Origin of the sequence: Sporosarcina koreensis (genome assembly GCF_000826145.2) — a bacterium.
Classification (GTDB): Bacteria; Bacillota; Bacilli; order Bacillales_A; family Planococcaceae; genus Sporosarcina; species Sporosarcina trichiuri.
Window position 1 is genome coordinate 21368 of sequence record NZ_LN651337.1, and the last position, 14710, is coordinate 36077.

16 protein-coding genes are annotated in these 14710 nt (G+C 54.7%); 12 read left to right on the top strand and 4 right to left on the bottom strand.

Annotated features, from left to right (window positions below; translation table 11 throughout):
- Window positions 1-13: 13 nt before the first annotated feature.
- Window positions 14-532 carry a gamma carbonic anhydrase family protein gene (locus BN1190_RS05825; RefSeq protein WP_040286062.1) on the bottom strand — a complete coding sequence of 173 codons (519 nt, stop codon included), beginning with the start codon at window positions 530-532 and terminating at the stop codon, window positions 14-16.
- 101 nt (window positions 533-633) lie between these two features.
- Between BN1190_RS05825 and BN1190_RS05830 the strand changes: the two genes are divergently transcribed.
- The 9 genes from BN1190_RS05830 to BN1190_RS05870 all read left to right on the top strand — a co-directional run bounded on the left by BN1190_RS05830 (window position 634) and on the right by BN1190_RS05870 (window position 9871).
- A complete protein-coding gene (locus BN1190_RS05830) occupies window positions 634-1428 on the top strand; it encodes an alpha/beta hydrolase (RefSeq protein WP_040286063.1) in 795 nt (264 codons plus the stop codon).
- Between the two features lie 15 nt (window positions 1429-1443).
- Window positions 1444-1971: a signal peptidase I gene (gene lepB / locus BN1190_RS05835; protein WP_040286064.1), complete on the top strand. Its 528-nt coding sequence runs from the start codon at window positions 1444-1446 to the stop codon at window positions 1969-1971.
- A gap of 71 nt (window positions 1972-2042) precedes the next feature.
- Window positions 2043-2222, top strand: coding sequence for a hypothetical protein (locus tag BN1190_RS05840; protein ID WP_040286065.1), 180 nt, complete (start codon window positions 2043-2045; stop codon window positions 2220-2222).
- A 129-nt stretch (window positions 2223-2351) separates the two neighbouring features.
- The gene (locus BN1190_RS05845) at window positions 2352-4493 is read left to right on the top strand and encodes an ATP-dependent helicase (protein WP_040286066.1); all 2142 of its coding nucleotides are present in this window, start codon (window positions 2352-2354) and stop codon (window positions 4491-4493) included.
- Window positions 4490-4864 carry a fluoride efflux transporter FluC gene (locus tag BN1190_RS05850; protein ID WP_040286067.1) on the top strand — a complete coding sequence of 125 codons (375 nt, stop codon included), beginning with the start codon at window positions 4490-4492 and terminating at the stop codon, window positions 4862-4864. The genes BN1190_RS05845 and BN1190_RS05850 overlap by 4 nt, the downstream gene beginning before the upstream one ends.
- Complete coding sequence (locus BN1190_RS05855; RefSeq protein ID WP_040286068.1) at window positions 4861-5226, top strand: fluoride efflux transporter FluC; 366 nt, start codon at window positions 4861-4863, stop codon at window positions 5224-5226. Before BN1190_RS05850 ends, BN1190_RS05855 begins: the two co-directional genes overlap by 4 nt.
- An 82-nt stretch (window positions 5227-5308) precedes the next feature.
- Window positions 5309-7330, top strand: a complete 2022-nt coding sequence (locus BN1190_RS05860) for a catalase (protein ID WP_040287157.1) — start codon at window positions 5309-5311, stop codon at window positions 7328-7330.
- Between the two features lie 84 nt (window positions 7331-7414).
- On the top strand, window positions 7415-8173 hold the full coding sequence (locus BN1190_RS05865; protein ID WP_425313927.1) for a thermonuclease family protein: 759 nt from the start codon (window positions 7415-7417) through the stop codon (window positions 8171-8173).
- Between the two features lie 309 nt (window positions 8174-8482).
- Window positions 8483-9871 carry a Na+/H+ antiporter NhaC family protein gene (locus tag BN1190_RS05870; RefSeq protein ID WP_040286070.1) on the top strand — a complete coding sequence of 463 codons (1389 nt, stop codon included), beginning with the start codon at window positions 8483-8485 and terminating at the stop codon, window positions 9869-9871.
- Window positions 9872-9908: 37 nt separating this feature from the next.
- Here the strand turns inward: BN1190_RS05870 and BN1190_RS05875 are convergent, their stop codons facing one another.
- Complete coding sequence (locus BN1190_RS05875) at window positions 9909-10442, bottom strand: isoprenylcysteine carboxyl methyltransferase family protein (RefSeq protein ID WP_040286071.1); 534 nt, start codon at window positions 10440-10442, stop codon at window positions 9909-9911.
- Between the two features lie 10 nt (window positions 10443-10452).
- Window positions 10453-11529 (bottom strand): type III polyketide synthase, encoded by a 1077-nt coding sequence (locus BN1190_RS05880; protein ID WP_040286072.1) that lies wholly within the window; start codon window positions 11527-11529, stop codon window positions 10453-10455.
- A 170-nt stretch (window positions 11530-11699) separates the two neighbouring features.
- Between BN1190_RS05880 and BN1190_RS05885 the strand changes: the two genes are divergently transcribed.
- A complete protein-coding gene (locus BN1190_RS05885) occupies window positions 11700-11999 on the top strand; it encodes an AraC family ligand binding domain-containing protein (protein WP_040287158.1) in 300 nt (99 codons plus the stop codon).
- A 50-nt stretch (window positions 12000-12049) separates the two neighbouring features.
- On the opposite strand, the gene BN1190_RS05890 is transcribed toward BN1190_RS05885, so the two are convergent.
- On the bottom strand, window positions 12050-12490 hold the full coding sequence (locus tag BN1190_RS05890) for a YaiI/YqxD family protein (RefSeq protein ID WP_040286073.1): 441 nt from the start codon (window positions 12488-12490) through the stop codon (window positions 12050-12052).
- 135 nt (window positions 12491-12625) lie between these two features.
- Between BN1190_RS05890 and BN1190_RS05895 the strand changes: the two genes are divergently transcribed.
- Together BN1190_RS05895 and BN1190_RS05900 are read left to right on the top strand one after the other, a co-directional pair.
- Window positions 12626-12868: a hypothetical protein gene (locus BN1190_RS05895; protein ID WP_040286074.1), complete on the top strand. Its 243-nt coding sequence runs from the start codon at window positions 12626-12628 to the stop codon at window positions 12866-12868.
- 322 nt (window positions 12869-13190) lie between these two features.
- A complete protein-coding gene (locus tag BN1190_RS05900) occupies window positions 13191-14573 on the top strand; it encodes a leucyl aminopeptidase family protein (RefSeq protein ID WP_040286075.1) in 1383 nt (460 codons plus the stop codon).
- The last annotated feature ends 137 nt before the right edge of the window (window positions 14574-14710 follow it).

Consider the following 14710-nt stretch of genomic DNA (forward strand, 5'->3'; position numbering starts at 1 on the left):
TGGTATAGGATGATCAGCTCTTCTGCTGCATCCGCTTATACGATTGTCCCTTTTCCACATAGCTCGCGGTGATACGCGCCATATCCGCCCGGTCCGCTTCGTTCAGCTCCCGTACGACTTTTGCCGGGGAGCCAAGTGCGAGCATGCCGGGAGGGATTGTTTTTCCCGGCGGCACCAGGCTGCCTGCGCCTAGGAATGCACCTTCTCCGATAACCGCGCCGTCCAGGACGATAGATCCCATTCCGACCAATGCCCCTTTTTTGACAGTGCAGCTGTGCAATGTAACCTTATGGCCGATGGTGACGTCATCTTCTATGATAAGCGGGGTGCCCGGGCTCTGGTGCAGGCAGGACAGATCCTGGATACTGACGTTCCTGCCGATACGGGTCGGTGCAACGTCACCCCGGATGACTGTGCTGAACCAGACGGATGATCCCGCACCGATCTCGACATCGCCGGTGATGACGGCATGGTCGGCGACAAATACCGATTCGTCAAGGACCGGTGTGACTTCATTATATGGATAGATCATGGAATACCCTCCTTGTGATGCAATGCTGTATAATAATCTTATCAAAGTTTCAGAGTGTGCACAAAGAAGGTTGCATAAGGCAATAAAGGGAGGAACCTATCATGTGGAAATGGGAAGCGGACGGCCAGGCGAAAGCGGTTGTCGTGATCGTGCACAGTGCGTATGAAAATCATCATCGCCATGCCTGGCTCATCCAGCAGTTCCGTATCTCGGGCTTTGATGTCATCACCGGGGACCTTCCCGGTCACGGACCGGATGACAAAGGCAGTCCGCACGGCGAGTCTTTCGATGACTATATGGAATTCACGGGTAAAATGATCGAGGCGGCACTGAAGGAGACGGTGCCTGTATTTGTAGTGGGGCATGGGCTAGGAGCCGTGATGGTGATCCGGACGCTGCAGCGAAGACAGTTGGAGTGCGCCGGAGTCATCCTCAGTTCGCCATGGCTCGTGCTCAAACACCAGCCGCCGAAATTTTCGTCGATGCTGACGCGTATCGCTGGATCCATGAAGCTGGACCACGGTATCACATACGATATGCTGTCGAGGAATGAGGAGGAACGGCCGAAGACACGCCATGCGCCGGAAGTCCGGTCAATTGTCACCGGGAGCTGGTATAAGGAGATGGCGGCGTTCACAAAAGGGGCCGTCCAATCCGAAAAGCAGGTGCAGGACGTGCCGATGCTCATCCATACAGCGGGTGCAGACCGTCTGACGGACATCCGGGAAACGAAAAAATGGCTGAAGCGCCAGCCGCTGACTGAATTTCAATTCAAGGAATGGCGCGGTTTTTATCACGATGTCTATCTGGAGCCTGAACGGGAAGAAGTGTTCCAGTATACGAAATCATTCATCGATAACGGCCTGCGCTCGCTTGGCTATGTGATAGAGAACTGAATTGGAGGGACAGCTATGGAAGAAGGAACAAAGAAAGAATTTTGGTCATGGGGGAAATCCCTGGTCGCCGCAGTCATCATCGCAATCATCGTCCGGCAATTCCTATTCACGCCGGTCATCGTCTCCGGCGAGTCGATGGAGCCGACCTACCATGACCGGAACCGTGTCGTCATTTCAAAAATTTCATCACTCGATCATTTCGATAAAGTCGTATTCCATGCGCCGAATGCTGAAGAAGATTTCATCAAACGGGTTATCGGACTGCCGGGCGATACGGTCGTCATGAAAGATGATGTCCTCACCATCAACGGCAAGCAGTATCCGGAGCATTATCTGGACACCAACAAAGCAGCACTGCCGGAGGGCCAGAACCTTACACAGGATTTCGAAGTGACCGTGCCGGAAGGCCAGCTGTTTGTGATGGGAGACAACCGGACGAACAGCATGGACAGCCGTATCTTCGGCAGCATCGATGAAGATTCGGTCGTCGGCAAGGTGAAGTTCCGGTTCTTCCCGCTAACCCAGATCGGCAGTCCGGAATAACTGGCGAGCCTTTGGGTTATCCCTCTTTTTTGCGGGTATACTGACCGTAGATCGAAAAGGAGGGATTCACGATGGCAAAATCCAATGAAAATGAAAAGCGTCGGACCGACCAGGAATCCAGCGGTATGGAAGGGACCGAATACACGGACGAACAGCGCCATAAGAACGAAGTCGCTTCCACCGCCTACACAGGCAGCGATGATAAGAAAAAAGACTTGAAGAACGACCGCCTCGAAACCGGCGGCTTCTGAATTGAAAACAGCTGTATACCCGGACCTTCCTCTTTCGCTGAGGAAGGTTTTTCAATTGCCCTTTGTACACGTCCGGACATTCTTTGTGGTAAATTGGAGATATGAATTTTACGGGGAGATTTGATGCAAATGGAAGACTTTTTTGAACGGAAACAGCATCAGCTGTCCATCCGGCTGAATGATGTCCAGCAGGAAGCCGTACGGACGGCAGAGGGCCCGATGCTGCTGCTGGCATGCCCGGGATCCGGGAAGACGACGACAATCATCATGAAGATCGGTTATCTGATCGAAGAACTTGAGGTCAATCCGCGACGCATCAAGGCGATCACGTTCAGCAAGGCATCCGCGATCGACATGAAACAGCGGTTCGGTTCACTGTTCCCCGATCTGCCGCCTGCCGACTTTTCCACCATACATAGCATGGCCTTCTCGATAGTTAAAAAGTGGCTGGCAAAGCAAGGAAGCAGCTTCACGCTCCTGGAAGGGTATGCGAAACAGAAACTGCTGAAAACCGCCTGCCGGACCGTCCTGAAGGAGAATGGGACCGATGACCAGGTCACTGCGCTGTCGACCTATCTTAGCCTGATGAAGAACCGGATGATCCCTGCGGACAGCTGGAGCCCGAAGTTGGAGCCGTTCGAACAGGCTGCAGCCATTGCAAGGAAATATGAGCAGATGAAAGGGGAGCAGGCTGGACCGAAGCTCCTCGATTTCGACGATCTGCTGCTGACAGCGGAAGAAGCGATGAGGGTCGACGACAGCCTGGCAGGGGAATTCCAAGGCAAATACGATTATGTCCTGACGGATGAAAGCCAGGACACTTCATTCGTCCAGCACAAACTGGTGGAGCATCTCACCGCCATGCACGGCAATCTCTGTGTCGTCGCGGATGATGACCAGTCGATCTATTCATGGCGTGGCGCGGACCCTGATTACCTGCTCGATTTCAAACTTGTCTACCCGGATGCCAAGCTGCTGTCCATGGAACAGAATTACCGGTCATCCCGGGAAATCGTCGGCCTGTCCGCCGAGTTCATCCGCCGGAACAAAAAACGCTGGCCAAAAGAGATGAAGACGGACAATGGAGAAAAGGGAGATGTCAGTCTCCGTCGGTTCGACGATACAAAGCGGCAGGTGGACTATGTGATTTACGAGCTTCTTGCTGAAACGGACTTGAGCGAAACGGCTATTTTGTTCCGCAACAATGCATCCTCCACTCCTTTCGTCAACGAACTGCACAGGAGGGGCATCCCGTTCTATATGAAGGATGCCGATGACCAGTTCTTTTCCCACTGGGTTGTGGAGGATGTCCTGAACTTCATGCGTCTCAGTTTCAATTGGGAACGGAAAGACCTTTTTGCAAAAGTGGCAGGAAAGATGAACCTCTTCATATCACGGAGCGCGCTGACCGCGTTCGCTGTGAGTACGCTGCCTGGCAATGTGTTCGAAGCGTACCGCCAGTCAGCAGTGCTGAAGGAAAGCCAGGTCCGCAAACTGGAAGAGTATGAGGCCGCCTACCGCAAGATCCCCGACATGCGGCCGGCGCAGATCATCCGGATGATCCGGTATGAGCTCGGCTATGAAGAGAGTCTGGTGAGTATGTCTTCGAAGTTCGGCTACCGGGCGGACAGCCTGAAGGGCATCCTGGATACACTCGAATCGATCGCGGAACAGACACGGACGATGATCGAATTCGCGGACCAGCTGAAAACACTCGAGCAGGCTGTACAGGAGGCGAAGAAACAGCCGGACGGACAGGCTGTGACACTGTCGACATTCCATTCCGCAAAAGGGCTGGAATTCCGCAGGGTGTTCATGGTGGATCTGGTCAAAGGCGTCATTCCGTCGGATGAAGACCTGGATAACCGTCATGCCCTCGAAGAGGCACGGCGCCTGTTCTATGTGGGGATGACGCGCGCGAAGGAGCGGCTTGAACTGTGTTCGTTCGCTTCGCAGGACGGCAAGGGGAAAGAAGACTCCAGATTCCTCGATGAAGTCCGGGGTATTCTTCTGCCTGCCAAAGAACGGAATCCGTCCTCCAAACCGGCATACAGCACGATTGCCCCGAAATCGGTCCCTGTCAATCCGGACGGCATCGGTGAGCTGCAGCAGCTGCATGCCGGCACGCTCGTGAAGCACCGGGTCTTCGGCAAAGGGGAGATCCTTGAAGTCGGGGAGGAGTCGATCGAGATCCGGTTCGCAGGAACGACCAAAAAATTGGCGCTGCAGCCGGTCCTGGAGAAGCGGATGCTGGAGATGGCGGAGCTATGAAGACCTATCTGGCAATCGGGGCGGCAGGTGCTCTCGGCGCACTCGCGAGGACGGGGATCAGCCTGCTGTACCCGATGACGGACGGCTTTCCAGCCGGCACGTTCGCCGTCAATATAGCAGGTGCGTTCATCCTCTGCTTCCTCGTCGAACGCGCACTGCAGTGGACACTTGTCAACAGGACGGCCTTCGACGCGATTTCCGTCGGCTTCCTCGGGTCGTTCACGACGTTTTCCACATTCAGCTTCGAGACGCTGTCGCTCGTTGAATCGGATCCCGTGCAGGCGCTGCTATACGTCGGGGCAAGTCTCATCGCCGGCTTGGCCGCCGGGTCACTCGGCATCGTACTTGGCGGAAGGAGGCAGAGCACATGACCGCAGCAGATATACTTGCAGTCTCCGCCGGAGCGTTTTTTGGCGCCATGCTCCGGTTTGCCGTCTCGAAAAAACTGAACCAGGACGCTCATGCACCAGTCGGCACCTTGGCCGTGAACCTTTTTGGCTGCCTGCTGATCGGGTTTGTCATGAGGCTTCAGCTGCCGGGACCGATCACATTCTTTCTCGTGTCCGGGTTCGCCGGCTCCCTTACAACGTTCTCCACGTGGATCAAAGAGGGGATCGGCATGATGCGGCTCGGGAAGTACGGCAGATCGATCCTCTACCTGGCCGGCTCCGTCCTGTTCGGTCTGCTGTTCACCGCTGCAGGTTATGTCACAGGAGGATTTTTCACAGGCTGACAGTTTAGCGGGAAAGTCTCCGGGAATAGAGGATAGACAGCTATTCTTGAATGGAGGCGGAACAGTGCAAAACGAAAAAGACATGCAGAACGAAAAGCATCGCCAGCTCGAGACGTTTCGTTCCAATGACCATAACAAATCGATGACGACGAACCAGGGACTGAAAGTTTCGGAGGATGAGCATTCGCTGAAAGCGGGTGACCGCGGGCCGACCCTGATGGAAGACTTCCATTTCCGTGAAAAGATGACGCACTTCGATCACGAGCGTATCCCTGAGCGGGTCGTGCACGCGAGAGGGTATGCCGCGCACGGTGAGTTTGAACTGTACGAGTCGATGAGCGAGTATACGAAGGCCGGCTTCCTTCAGACGCCAGGAAAGAAAACACCGGTCTTCACACGGTTCTCGACTGTTGCCGGAAGCCGCGGTTCCGCGGAAACGGTGCGTGACGTCCGCGGATTTGCCGTGAAGTTCTATACGGAAGAAGGGAATTATGATCTCGTCGGCAACAATATGCCGGTATTCTTCATCCAGGATGCCATCAAATTCCCTGACCTCGTCCATGCCGTGAAGCCGGAACCGCATAATGAGATGCCGCAGGCGGCGTCCGCCCACGATACGTTCTGGGATTTTGTTGCGAACAACCAGGAATCCGCACATATGATCATGTGGCATATGTCCGATCGTGCGATTCCGAGAAGTTTCCGCATGATGGAAGGGTTCGGCGTACATACCTTCCGGTTCATCAACGCGGAAGGGAAATCTCATTTTGTCAAATTCCATTGGAAGCCGAAACTGGGCGTCCACTCGCTCGTCTGGGATGAGGCCCAGAAAGTGAGCGGGAAAGATCCGGATTTCCACCGCCGGGATCTTTGGGAAAGTATCGAGAACGGTGATTATCCGGAATGGGAGCTTGGTGTGCAGATCGTACCGGAGGAAGATGAGTTCAATTTCGAATTCGATATTCTGGATCCGACAAAAATCTGGCCGGAAGAGGATGTGCCGGTCAAGCTCATCGGAAAGATGACGCTCAACCGGAATGTGGACAATGTATTCGCTGAAACGGAACAGGTGGCATTCCATCCCGGCCATGTCGTGCCGGGCATCGATTTCTCGAATGACCCGCTGCTGCAGGGCCGTCTGTTCTCCTATACGGATACACAGCTGATCCGTCTCGGCGGGCCGAATTTCCATGAACTGCCCATCAACCGTCCGGTCTGTCCGTTCCACAACAACCAGCGGGATGGCTACGGCCGTCAGACCATCAATACAGGACAGGTCGCCTACCACAAAAACTCGATGGCGGATAACACACCTTCCGTATCCTCGGAAGCGGATGGCGGATATGTCCATTATCAGGAGAAGGTGGAAGGTCGGAAGGTTGCCGCACGGAGCGATTCGTTTAAAGACCATTTCTCCCAGGCGAAGCTGTTCTGGAACAGCATGAGTCTGCCGGAGAAAAAGCATATTGTCGATGCGTTCAGCTTTGAAGTCGGCAAGGTGAAAAACAAAGACGTCCGCCAGCAGGTCGTCGACATGTTCGGCAACGTAGATAACGGGCTTGCTTCTGCAGTTGCCCATGCAGTCGGTGTACACGCACCGAACGGCGATGAAGAGAGCACTGTTGAGAAAGAGTCACCTGCTCTCAGCCAGGAAAACAAAGCGAAACTTCCGGATACCCGCAAAGTCGGAATCCTGATCGGCAATGGATTCGACGACAAAGAAGTGGAGACACTTGTCGAGACGTGCCTGAACGCAGGTATGAATGTCGATCTGATCGGTGAACGGTACGGAACCGTGACCGGAGCAGGCGGCCTGGAAGCGGAAATCGATGAAACGACCCAGACGATGCACGCTGTCCTCTATGATGCAATCGTCGCTGCAGGCGGGGACGCGGAGAACCAGCAGCAGTATGAAATGGATACGGTCGACTTCCTGAACGAAGCGTACAAACATTTCAAACCGATCGCCCTTCTGTCGAAAGCACAGCCGCTCGCAGAGAAATCGAACGTCGAAATGACGGACGGTATGGTGGCAGCCGGACAAGATGGATTCGCTGACCAATTCGTCCAGGCAGTCGCACAGCACCGCCACTGGAACCGATAAATTCAGGAGCAGCCGCCATTGCCGCGGCTGCTTTTCATCTGCCTGCAATGCTGGTAAACTGACAAGAATGACGTAAGGAAAGTGGTGGGCGAAATGCCGCAGAACAGAAGCAGACGGAAGACGAAAGGGAGCCTGTCCGCATTAGTCATCGCTGTCATCCTGGCCGGTGCCTATTATTTGTTCGGCCCGGCGGAAGAGACGGCTCCGACCAGGGAAGGGCTGATCCCAGTTGAGCTTATCAAAACCATTGACGGTGATACGATCAAAATCGAGTACGAAGGCAAAGAGCAGAACGTGCGCTATCTGCTGATCGACACGCCGGAGACGAACCATCCGCGTCTCGGAAAGCAGCCGTTCGGCGAAGAGGCGAAACGGCGGAATCAGGAGATCCTCAATAGCGGCAGATTGGAAATCGAGTTCGACGTCGGACCGAAGTATGACAAATACAACCGGCTGCTCGCCTATATCTACATAGACGGAGAGAGTGTGCAGGAGAAACTGCTGGAAGAGGGTCTTGCGCGTGTGGCGTATGTGTACCCACCGAACACCCGTCATCTCGATGAGTATGAGAGGAAGCAAGCTGAAGCGAAAAAGAAGGGGATCGGTATCTGGACGCTTGAGGACTATGCGACCGACCGCGGTTTTGACAGTACTGCCTATCCGGAGGGGAAAGGAGCATCGTCAGCGCCAAAGCCGTCTTCAGCAAAAGATAAGGCGAAAGAGACATTCGCGAACTGCACCAAATTGCGTAAAGTGTACCCGGATGGTGTGAAGAAAGGCCATCCCGCGTATACGGATCGGCTGGACGGCGACAAAGACGGCGTCGCTTGTGAACAGCGATGAAATCGATGCGTGCTTGACAATCCGATTTTGCGTGGTAAGATTTCAATAACATTCGTTCCGATATATCATGAATAGTGATCAAAGTGATGATGCAGTAGCACATCCGGGTATGCAGAAGACAGAGACTGGACGGTCGGTGGGAGTCCAGGCAGCCGGATTGTGAAGTACGTCATCGGTTGTACAGCTTTGAGACCAATGAAGCGGACGGGCCCTGGCTGCCTGTCAATCTGGGTGGTACCGCGGAGAACTCCTTCGTCCCTGTTTATGGGGACGAATGGAGTTTTTTGCATTTGCCGAGGAGGGCACGACATGGACCACATCCAGCCAGTTATCAAACCATCATTCACAGCATCTCTATCACTCGCCGTCCTGATCATCCTGACAATCAGTGTCAGCATCATCGGGTTCGGCGCCGTGCCGCACCTCCCTATACTGGCCGCCATCCTTCTGCTCATCGGATACGGCCTGTTCAGGAAAGTCCCGTACCGCACGCTGCAGGAAGGGATGACCGAAGGTGCCGGTGCCGGTATGGGCGCAGTGTTCCTGTTCTTTTTCATCGGCATGCTGATCAGCAGCTGGATGATGAGCGGGACGATCCCGAGTCTCATCAATGCGGGGTTCCAGCTCATTACACCTACGTACTTCTATGCGATCGCCTTCACGGTCACAGCGGTCATCGGTATCTCCATCGGCAGCTCGCTGACAACCGTGGCGACCGTCGGCGTTGCACTGCTCAGTATGGCTGGTGTGCTCGGTCTGTCGCCTGCGATCGCAGCTGGAGCCATCGTTTCCGGAGCGTTCTTCGGGGACAAAATGTCGCCGCTTTCGGATACGACCAATCTGGCGTCTTCGCTCGTCGGAGTCGACCTGTTCGCCCATATCCGCAATATGATGTGGACGACCGTGCCGGCATTCGTGCTGTCGTTCATCATCTTCGCCATCCTGTCGCCCGCTGCTGACGGAGCGAAGATGGATACGATCCACTCGTTCCGGGAGGCGCTGATCGAGACAGGACTCGTCCATTGGGTCTCGTTCGTGCCGCTCGTACTTCTGATCGCCCTGACACTGATGAAAGTCCCTGCACTGATGACGCTTGCTGGCAGCACAGCTTCGGCAGTCGCGGTCGGCTGCGGGCTGCATCCGTACAGCGCATCCGAGGTGTTCGGCATCCTGTTCGGCGGGTTCGTCTCGGAAACGGGCGTGGAGGCGGTGGACAGCCTGCTGACCCGGGGAGGGATCAGCAGCATGTTCTTCACGATCACTCTGGTGGTACTGGCTCTTACGATGGGCGGCTTGCTGTTCAAGCTCGGGATCGTCCAGACGCTGCTTGCACGAGTGGAGCAGTCGCTCCGGACAGCGGGCTCCGTCATCGGGGCATCCGCCGCCACCGCTGTCAGCATCAACGTCCTGATCGGTGAACAGTACTTATCCATCCTGCTGACCGGCCAGGCGTTCCAGGGGCAGTTCAAAAAGCTCGGACTCGCCAGCAAAAATCTGAGCCGCGTCATGGAGGATGCCGGGACGGTCGTCAATCCGCTGGTCCCATGGAGTGTCTGCGGGATCTTCATCGCCGATGTACTCGGCGTCCCGGTCGCAGACTATTTCGGTTTCGCGCTGTTCTGCCTGTTCTCTCCCGTACTGACGATCCTGTTCAGCCTGACAGGCAAGACTCTCACATATGATAGAGAATCCGCATGAAAAAACAGCGGTCCGTCTCGATGACGGACCGCTGTTTTCAATTATCCAATGAGAACTTCTCTTTGTAATTGGTGGCTTCCTTCAGCGCACGCTCTTCTTCCGGAATCCGGACGGACATCATCCAGATGTTCAGCAGTGTGAAGAGGATGGCCGTGATCCAGGCACCGAATATCAGCGGCAGAACCAAGATCTCCGTTGCGACGATAACATAATTCGGATGGCGGATGAAGCGGTAAGGGCCTCTCATCACAACATCCGCACCGGGAAGTATGATGATCTTCGTATTCCAATACTTGCCGAGGGATGCCAGGCACCAGATCCTCAGCACTTGCGTAAGCAGGAAGACGGCGAGCAGCAGCCCCCAGACCGGCGAGAGCGGCGGCTTCCGGATGAGCACTTCAAGCAGCAGGGAGACGAAGAACGCTGTGTGCAGCAGGACGATCGCCGGATAATGACGTGCACCAACTTCATACGCCCCCTGCGCTTTCATCCTCTTTTCGTTGCTCTTGGCAACAGCCAGTTCAGCGAGACGCTGACAGACGACGATCAAAAACAGGATCCAGAACAGCAATCAGTCCACCTCATTCCCATTTCAGCAGCTGGAGTTCCCCGGAAAACCCGGGACCGAGCGCTGCCAGCACACCGTATTCGCCGGCCGCAGGTCCGGTTTCCATGAACCGCTTCAAGACATACAGCACAGTAGGGGAGGACATGTTGCCGTTCATGCGCAGGACATCCCTCGAAATGGCCGTCATGGAACTGTCGAAATGCAGGGCATCTTCATACGCCTTCAGCACCTTCTTGCCGCCTGGATGGGCGACGAAATGTGAGATGTCCTGATCATTCAGCCCATGACCTGCCAAAAACTGATGGACGAACGGCCCGAGCCATTCAGTGATGATTGTTGGAATGCTTTTCGAAAAAACGACATACAGGCCGTTGTTCTTCACATCCCAGCCCATGACCTCCTCGGAATCCGGCATCAGCTTGGACGTTGTCCCGATGATGGAAGGGCGAACCCGGTCCGTTGACAAGGCCGAATCATCACCCGCAATAAGTGCACAGGCGACGCCGTCCGAGAACAAGGAGACGCCGACCAGGTTGCTCTTCGAATAGTCGTCTTTCTGGAACGTCAGACTGCACAGTTCGATCGCCAGGACGAGCACGTTCGCCTTCGGATAGGCACGGCAGTACTCGTGGGCGCGGCTGAGCCCCGCTGCACCCCCGGCACAACCGAGCCCCCACAGCGGAATCCGCTTGACGTCATCGCGGAAAGGCAGCTTGTTCATGATGCGTGCTTCGATGCTCGGTGTCGCGATACCCGTACTGGAAACGAAGATGATGGCATCGATATCTTCGTAGGAGACGGGGTGATCCAGAAAACTTGAATGCAGGCAGTCCGTAACTGCCAATGTGCCGTATTCTACAGCTTTCGATATGTACAGATCGTTGCGCTCTTCAAAGTCATGCGGTCTTCCATACCAATCGAGCGGCATGCAGACATTCCGCTGTTCGATATCACCGTTCTGGAACACATTCAAAAGCCGTTCGATATCCTTGAAACGGCCGCTGAATACGGACCGTGACAGCTCGACGGCTTCTTCCTGCTTCACCAGATTCGGCGGAAGGTGAGTGCTTACCGATAAAATCTGTGGCATTTAAAATCCTCCTAACGTCTTTAAGTTACTTATTTCCTATTTAGCATCTTTGCAAACGCGGTTAGACAAGATATGTGATAGCCGGGACGGAAATCTGTACAATGAAGACAGACTGCAGCAGTGCTGCCGGATATGCGGCGCGCACTTGGCTGAACGAGGAGGAATTCAGGATGAAACTGATCGAAACGAACAATCAGCTTGTACAGCAGGCGAAATCCGTGAAGCCGGTATGGTCGGGAACCAACGGCAAGATATTGAATATCCAGCTGCGCAAAGGTGAGGAGGTCGCCGAGCATGATGCGGATATGGAAGTGCTAATCATCGTCAGGAAAGGGACCGTCCGCTTCACAGTGGAAGGCGAACCGGTCTCCGTCACTGCCGAAACCGTTCTGCACATGGCGCCGTTTGAGAAACACAGCCTGTATGCCGAGACGGACGCGGATGTATGTGTTGTCCAGCTTGCACCGTAACGCGTTAACTATATGCAGGCAGGCGGGTCGCTATGTCTATCAGGAATCAATCAGGTAGCCTGCTGGGCGATCAATCTTTCGAGACTGCTCAGGAATGCCTCATTCTGCTCGGCCGTTCTCTTTTTCGGTCCTTTCAGCCGCCCACCGGCCTGTCTGACCTTTTGCGCGGTGTGCCGGGCGAACAGCAGCTGGTCGATGTTGTCATCCGTATACCATCTGCCGTTCTGATCGATCGGCCTGCCGCGTTTTGCAAGTGCCATGGCGGCAAGACCATAATCCTGGGTGACGATGATATCACCCGGCTGGATCCGGTTGACAAGGACGAAATCCACAGCATCTGCACCCTTGGAGACGACAAGTGTATCCGCGCCTTCACGTTCCATCTGATGGGCGGTATCGCAAATGAGCAGGCAGGGGATCCCGTGCTGCCTGGCAGTTTGTACAGTTAGATCGACGACGGGACAGCCGTCGGCATCGACTAATATGTTCATCTGATCACCTCTTCTGATATTCAGCGTACCACAATCCTCTCAGCGAATTCATCCGCCTGCAAAATGTTTTGAATATACCTGGCGGGGGAATACTGAGTTACCGAAGTGTTTCAGATGGAAGGGAGATGAATTGCAGTGGATGTACCAGAGAACGCACCGGAAAACAGCCAGATGACCGTTGACGAGGCTGAGCGTTACGGGCGTGACGTGGACGCGCGTAACCGCAAGCTCGAGAATACGCAGTACTTGGAAGAGACCCCGGTCGAAGAAAGCAAGATCACTCCGCCGCTGTCCGAAGAGGAAATCAAGAAACGGACAGGCGCTGCGAATTATGAAAATGTCCAAAAAGGTGATACGATGAATTCCGTCAACAGCTGAGCCATTCCTGCAGAGGGGTGGCTTTTTTGTTTGCCGGCACTGGGGGCGCTCAAGTTTGTGGAGAAACGCTCAAGCTGGATGCCGGGGCGCTCAAAGAGTCAGTGGGCCGCTCAAGCAAGTCCCGAAGCGCTCAAGCACCTGGAAGAAGCGCTCAAGCAATAAGCCGGCGCGCTCAAGCAAGTGGGAGAAACGGTCAAGCAGCAAAACGCATGAACTTGAAAAATGAATCTTCAATAATTCGAATCATCTGTGTTCATATGGTACACTGGGAACGGAACAACAATCCTAATATAGCAATCCAGACAGAATGGGGAGAATGAGAATGACACAAGTTAACGTGCTCTTTACGACAGACGAAACCATCCAGCAAAACGAGGAATTACGAACGTTTGCACAGCAGATCCCGGCTGGCTCCGGCAGCTCCGTGTTCGCGGACGGGCAGCAATGGTATGTCCTGAATGTTAAAGAAGGCAAGGAAGGGTGCCTGGAAACCGTCCGCTCCATTGCGGGGGAAGCAGCCAGGACACTGAGCCGTGCGAAGGTTGAAAGCGCCATAGTGTCCGCGACATCCATCAGCCGGCAATTTTCCGCCATCCCGGCAGAAGACGCTGCGGTTGCATTCACAGAAGGCTGGTACTTAGGGGCATATCAATTCCTCACATATAAGTCTGACGCTGAACCGTTCTGCACGAAACTGTCCATAGAAGGGGCAGCAGAGCAGCATGCGCACACGGGAGAGCTGCGCGCGGAGGCCATGTCCTTCTCCCGTGACCTCATGAACGAACTGTCGGATGTCCTGAATCCGGAAACGTACCCGGAGCGGTTGAAAGAAACATTCAGCGGCACCGACGTCGAAATCACCGTCCATGACAAGGCCAAACTGGAAGAGATGAAGATGAACGGCGTGCTGACAGTCGGCCGGGGAAGCCGCTATGCACCATCGTTCGTCGAAATGACCTACCGCAGCAATCCTGACAAACCGCTCGTCGCGCTTGTCGGCAAGGGCGTCACATTCGATACAGGGGGCATCAGCCTGAAAAGCGGCAAGGACCTGAGCGACATGCGGATGGACATGGGCGGTTCGGCGGCAGTAGCAGGCGCGATGAAACTGCTCGCTGATTCCGGTGCAGACGTCAACGTAGTCGCCCTCATTCCGATGGTAGAGAATACAATAGACAATACCGCTGTCCTGCCGGGTGAAGTGATCCGGTACAAAAATGGGCACACCGTGCAAGTCGGCAATACGGATGCAGAAGGACGCCTCATCCTCGCCGATGCCCTGATACGGGCGGGTGAATTGAACGCCAAGTACACCCTCGATATCGCGACGCTTACAGGATCCATCGAAAATGCGCTCGGCTCGGATATCGCCGGTGTATTCGGGGATGAAGAACTCGCAGACAAATTAAAACAAATCGGGGCAATGAACGGCGATGCCGTCTGGCCGATGCCGCTCGTGGAAGCGTACGATACCACGCTCGCCAGCGATTACGCGGACTTCAACAATATCAGTTCCCTGAGCTTTGCGGGTTCGATCACGGCCGCACTCTTCTTGCGCCGATTCGTCGCCAAGGACACGCGGTGGCTGCACGTCGACATGGCTGGGGCCATGCAGAAAACATCTGATTCCGGCTATTATCCAAAAACAGCAACCGGATACGGAGCTCGGCTGCTGGCGGATTATGCTGTGGAGATTTCAAAATAAGACCAATTAGGATATTCGAATGAGGACTCTCAGCTGCGACAGGGTATTGGATTGCTTCCATCTGCTGTAAAGGCAGATGGAAAGCAGCTGAGGATTGTAACGTGTATTGTTCCACAAACGGGCCATTTATCGGAAGA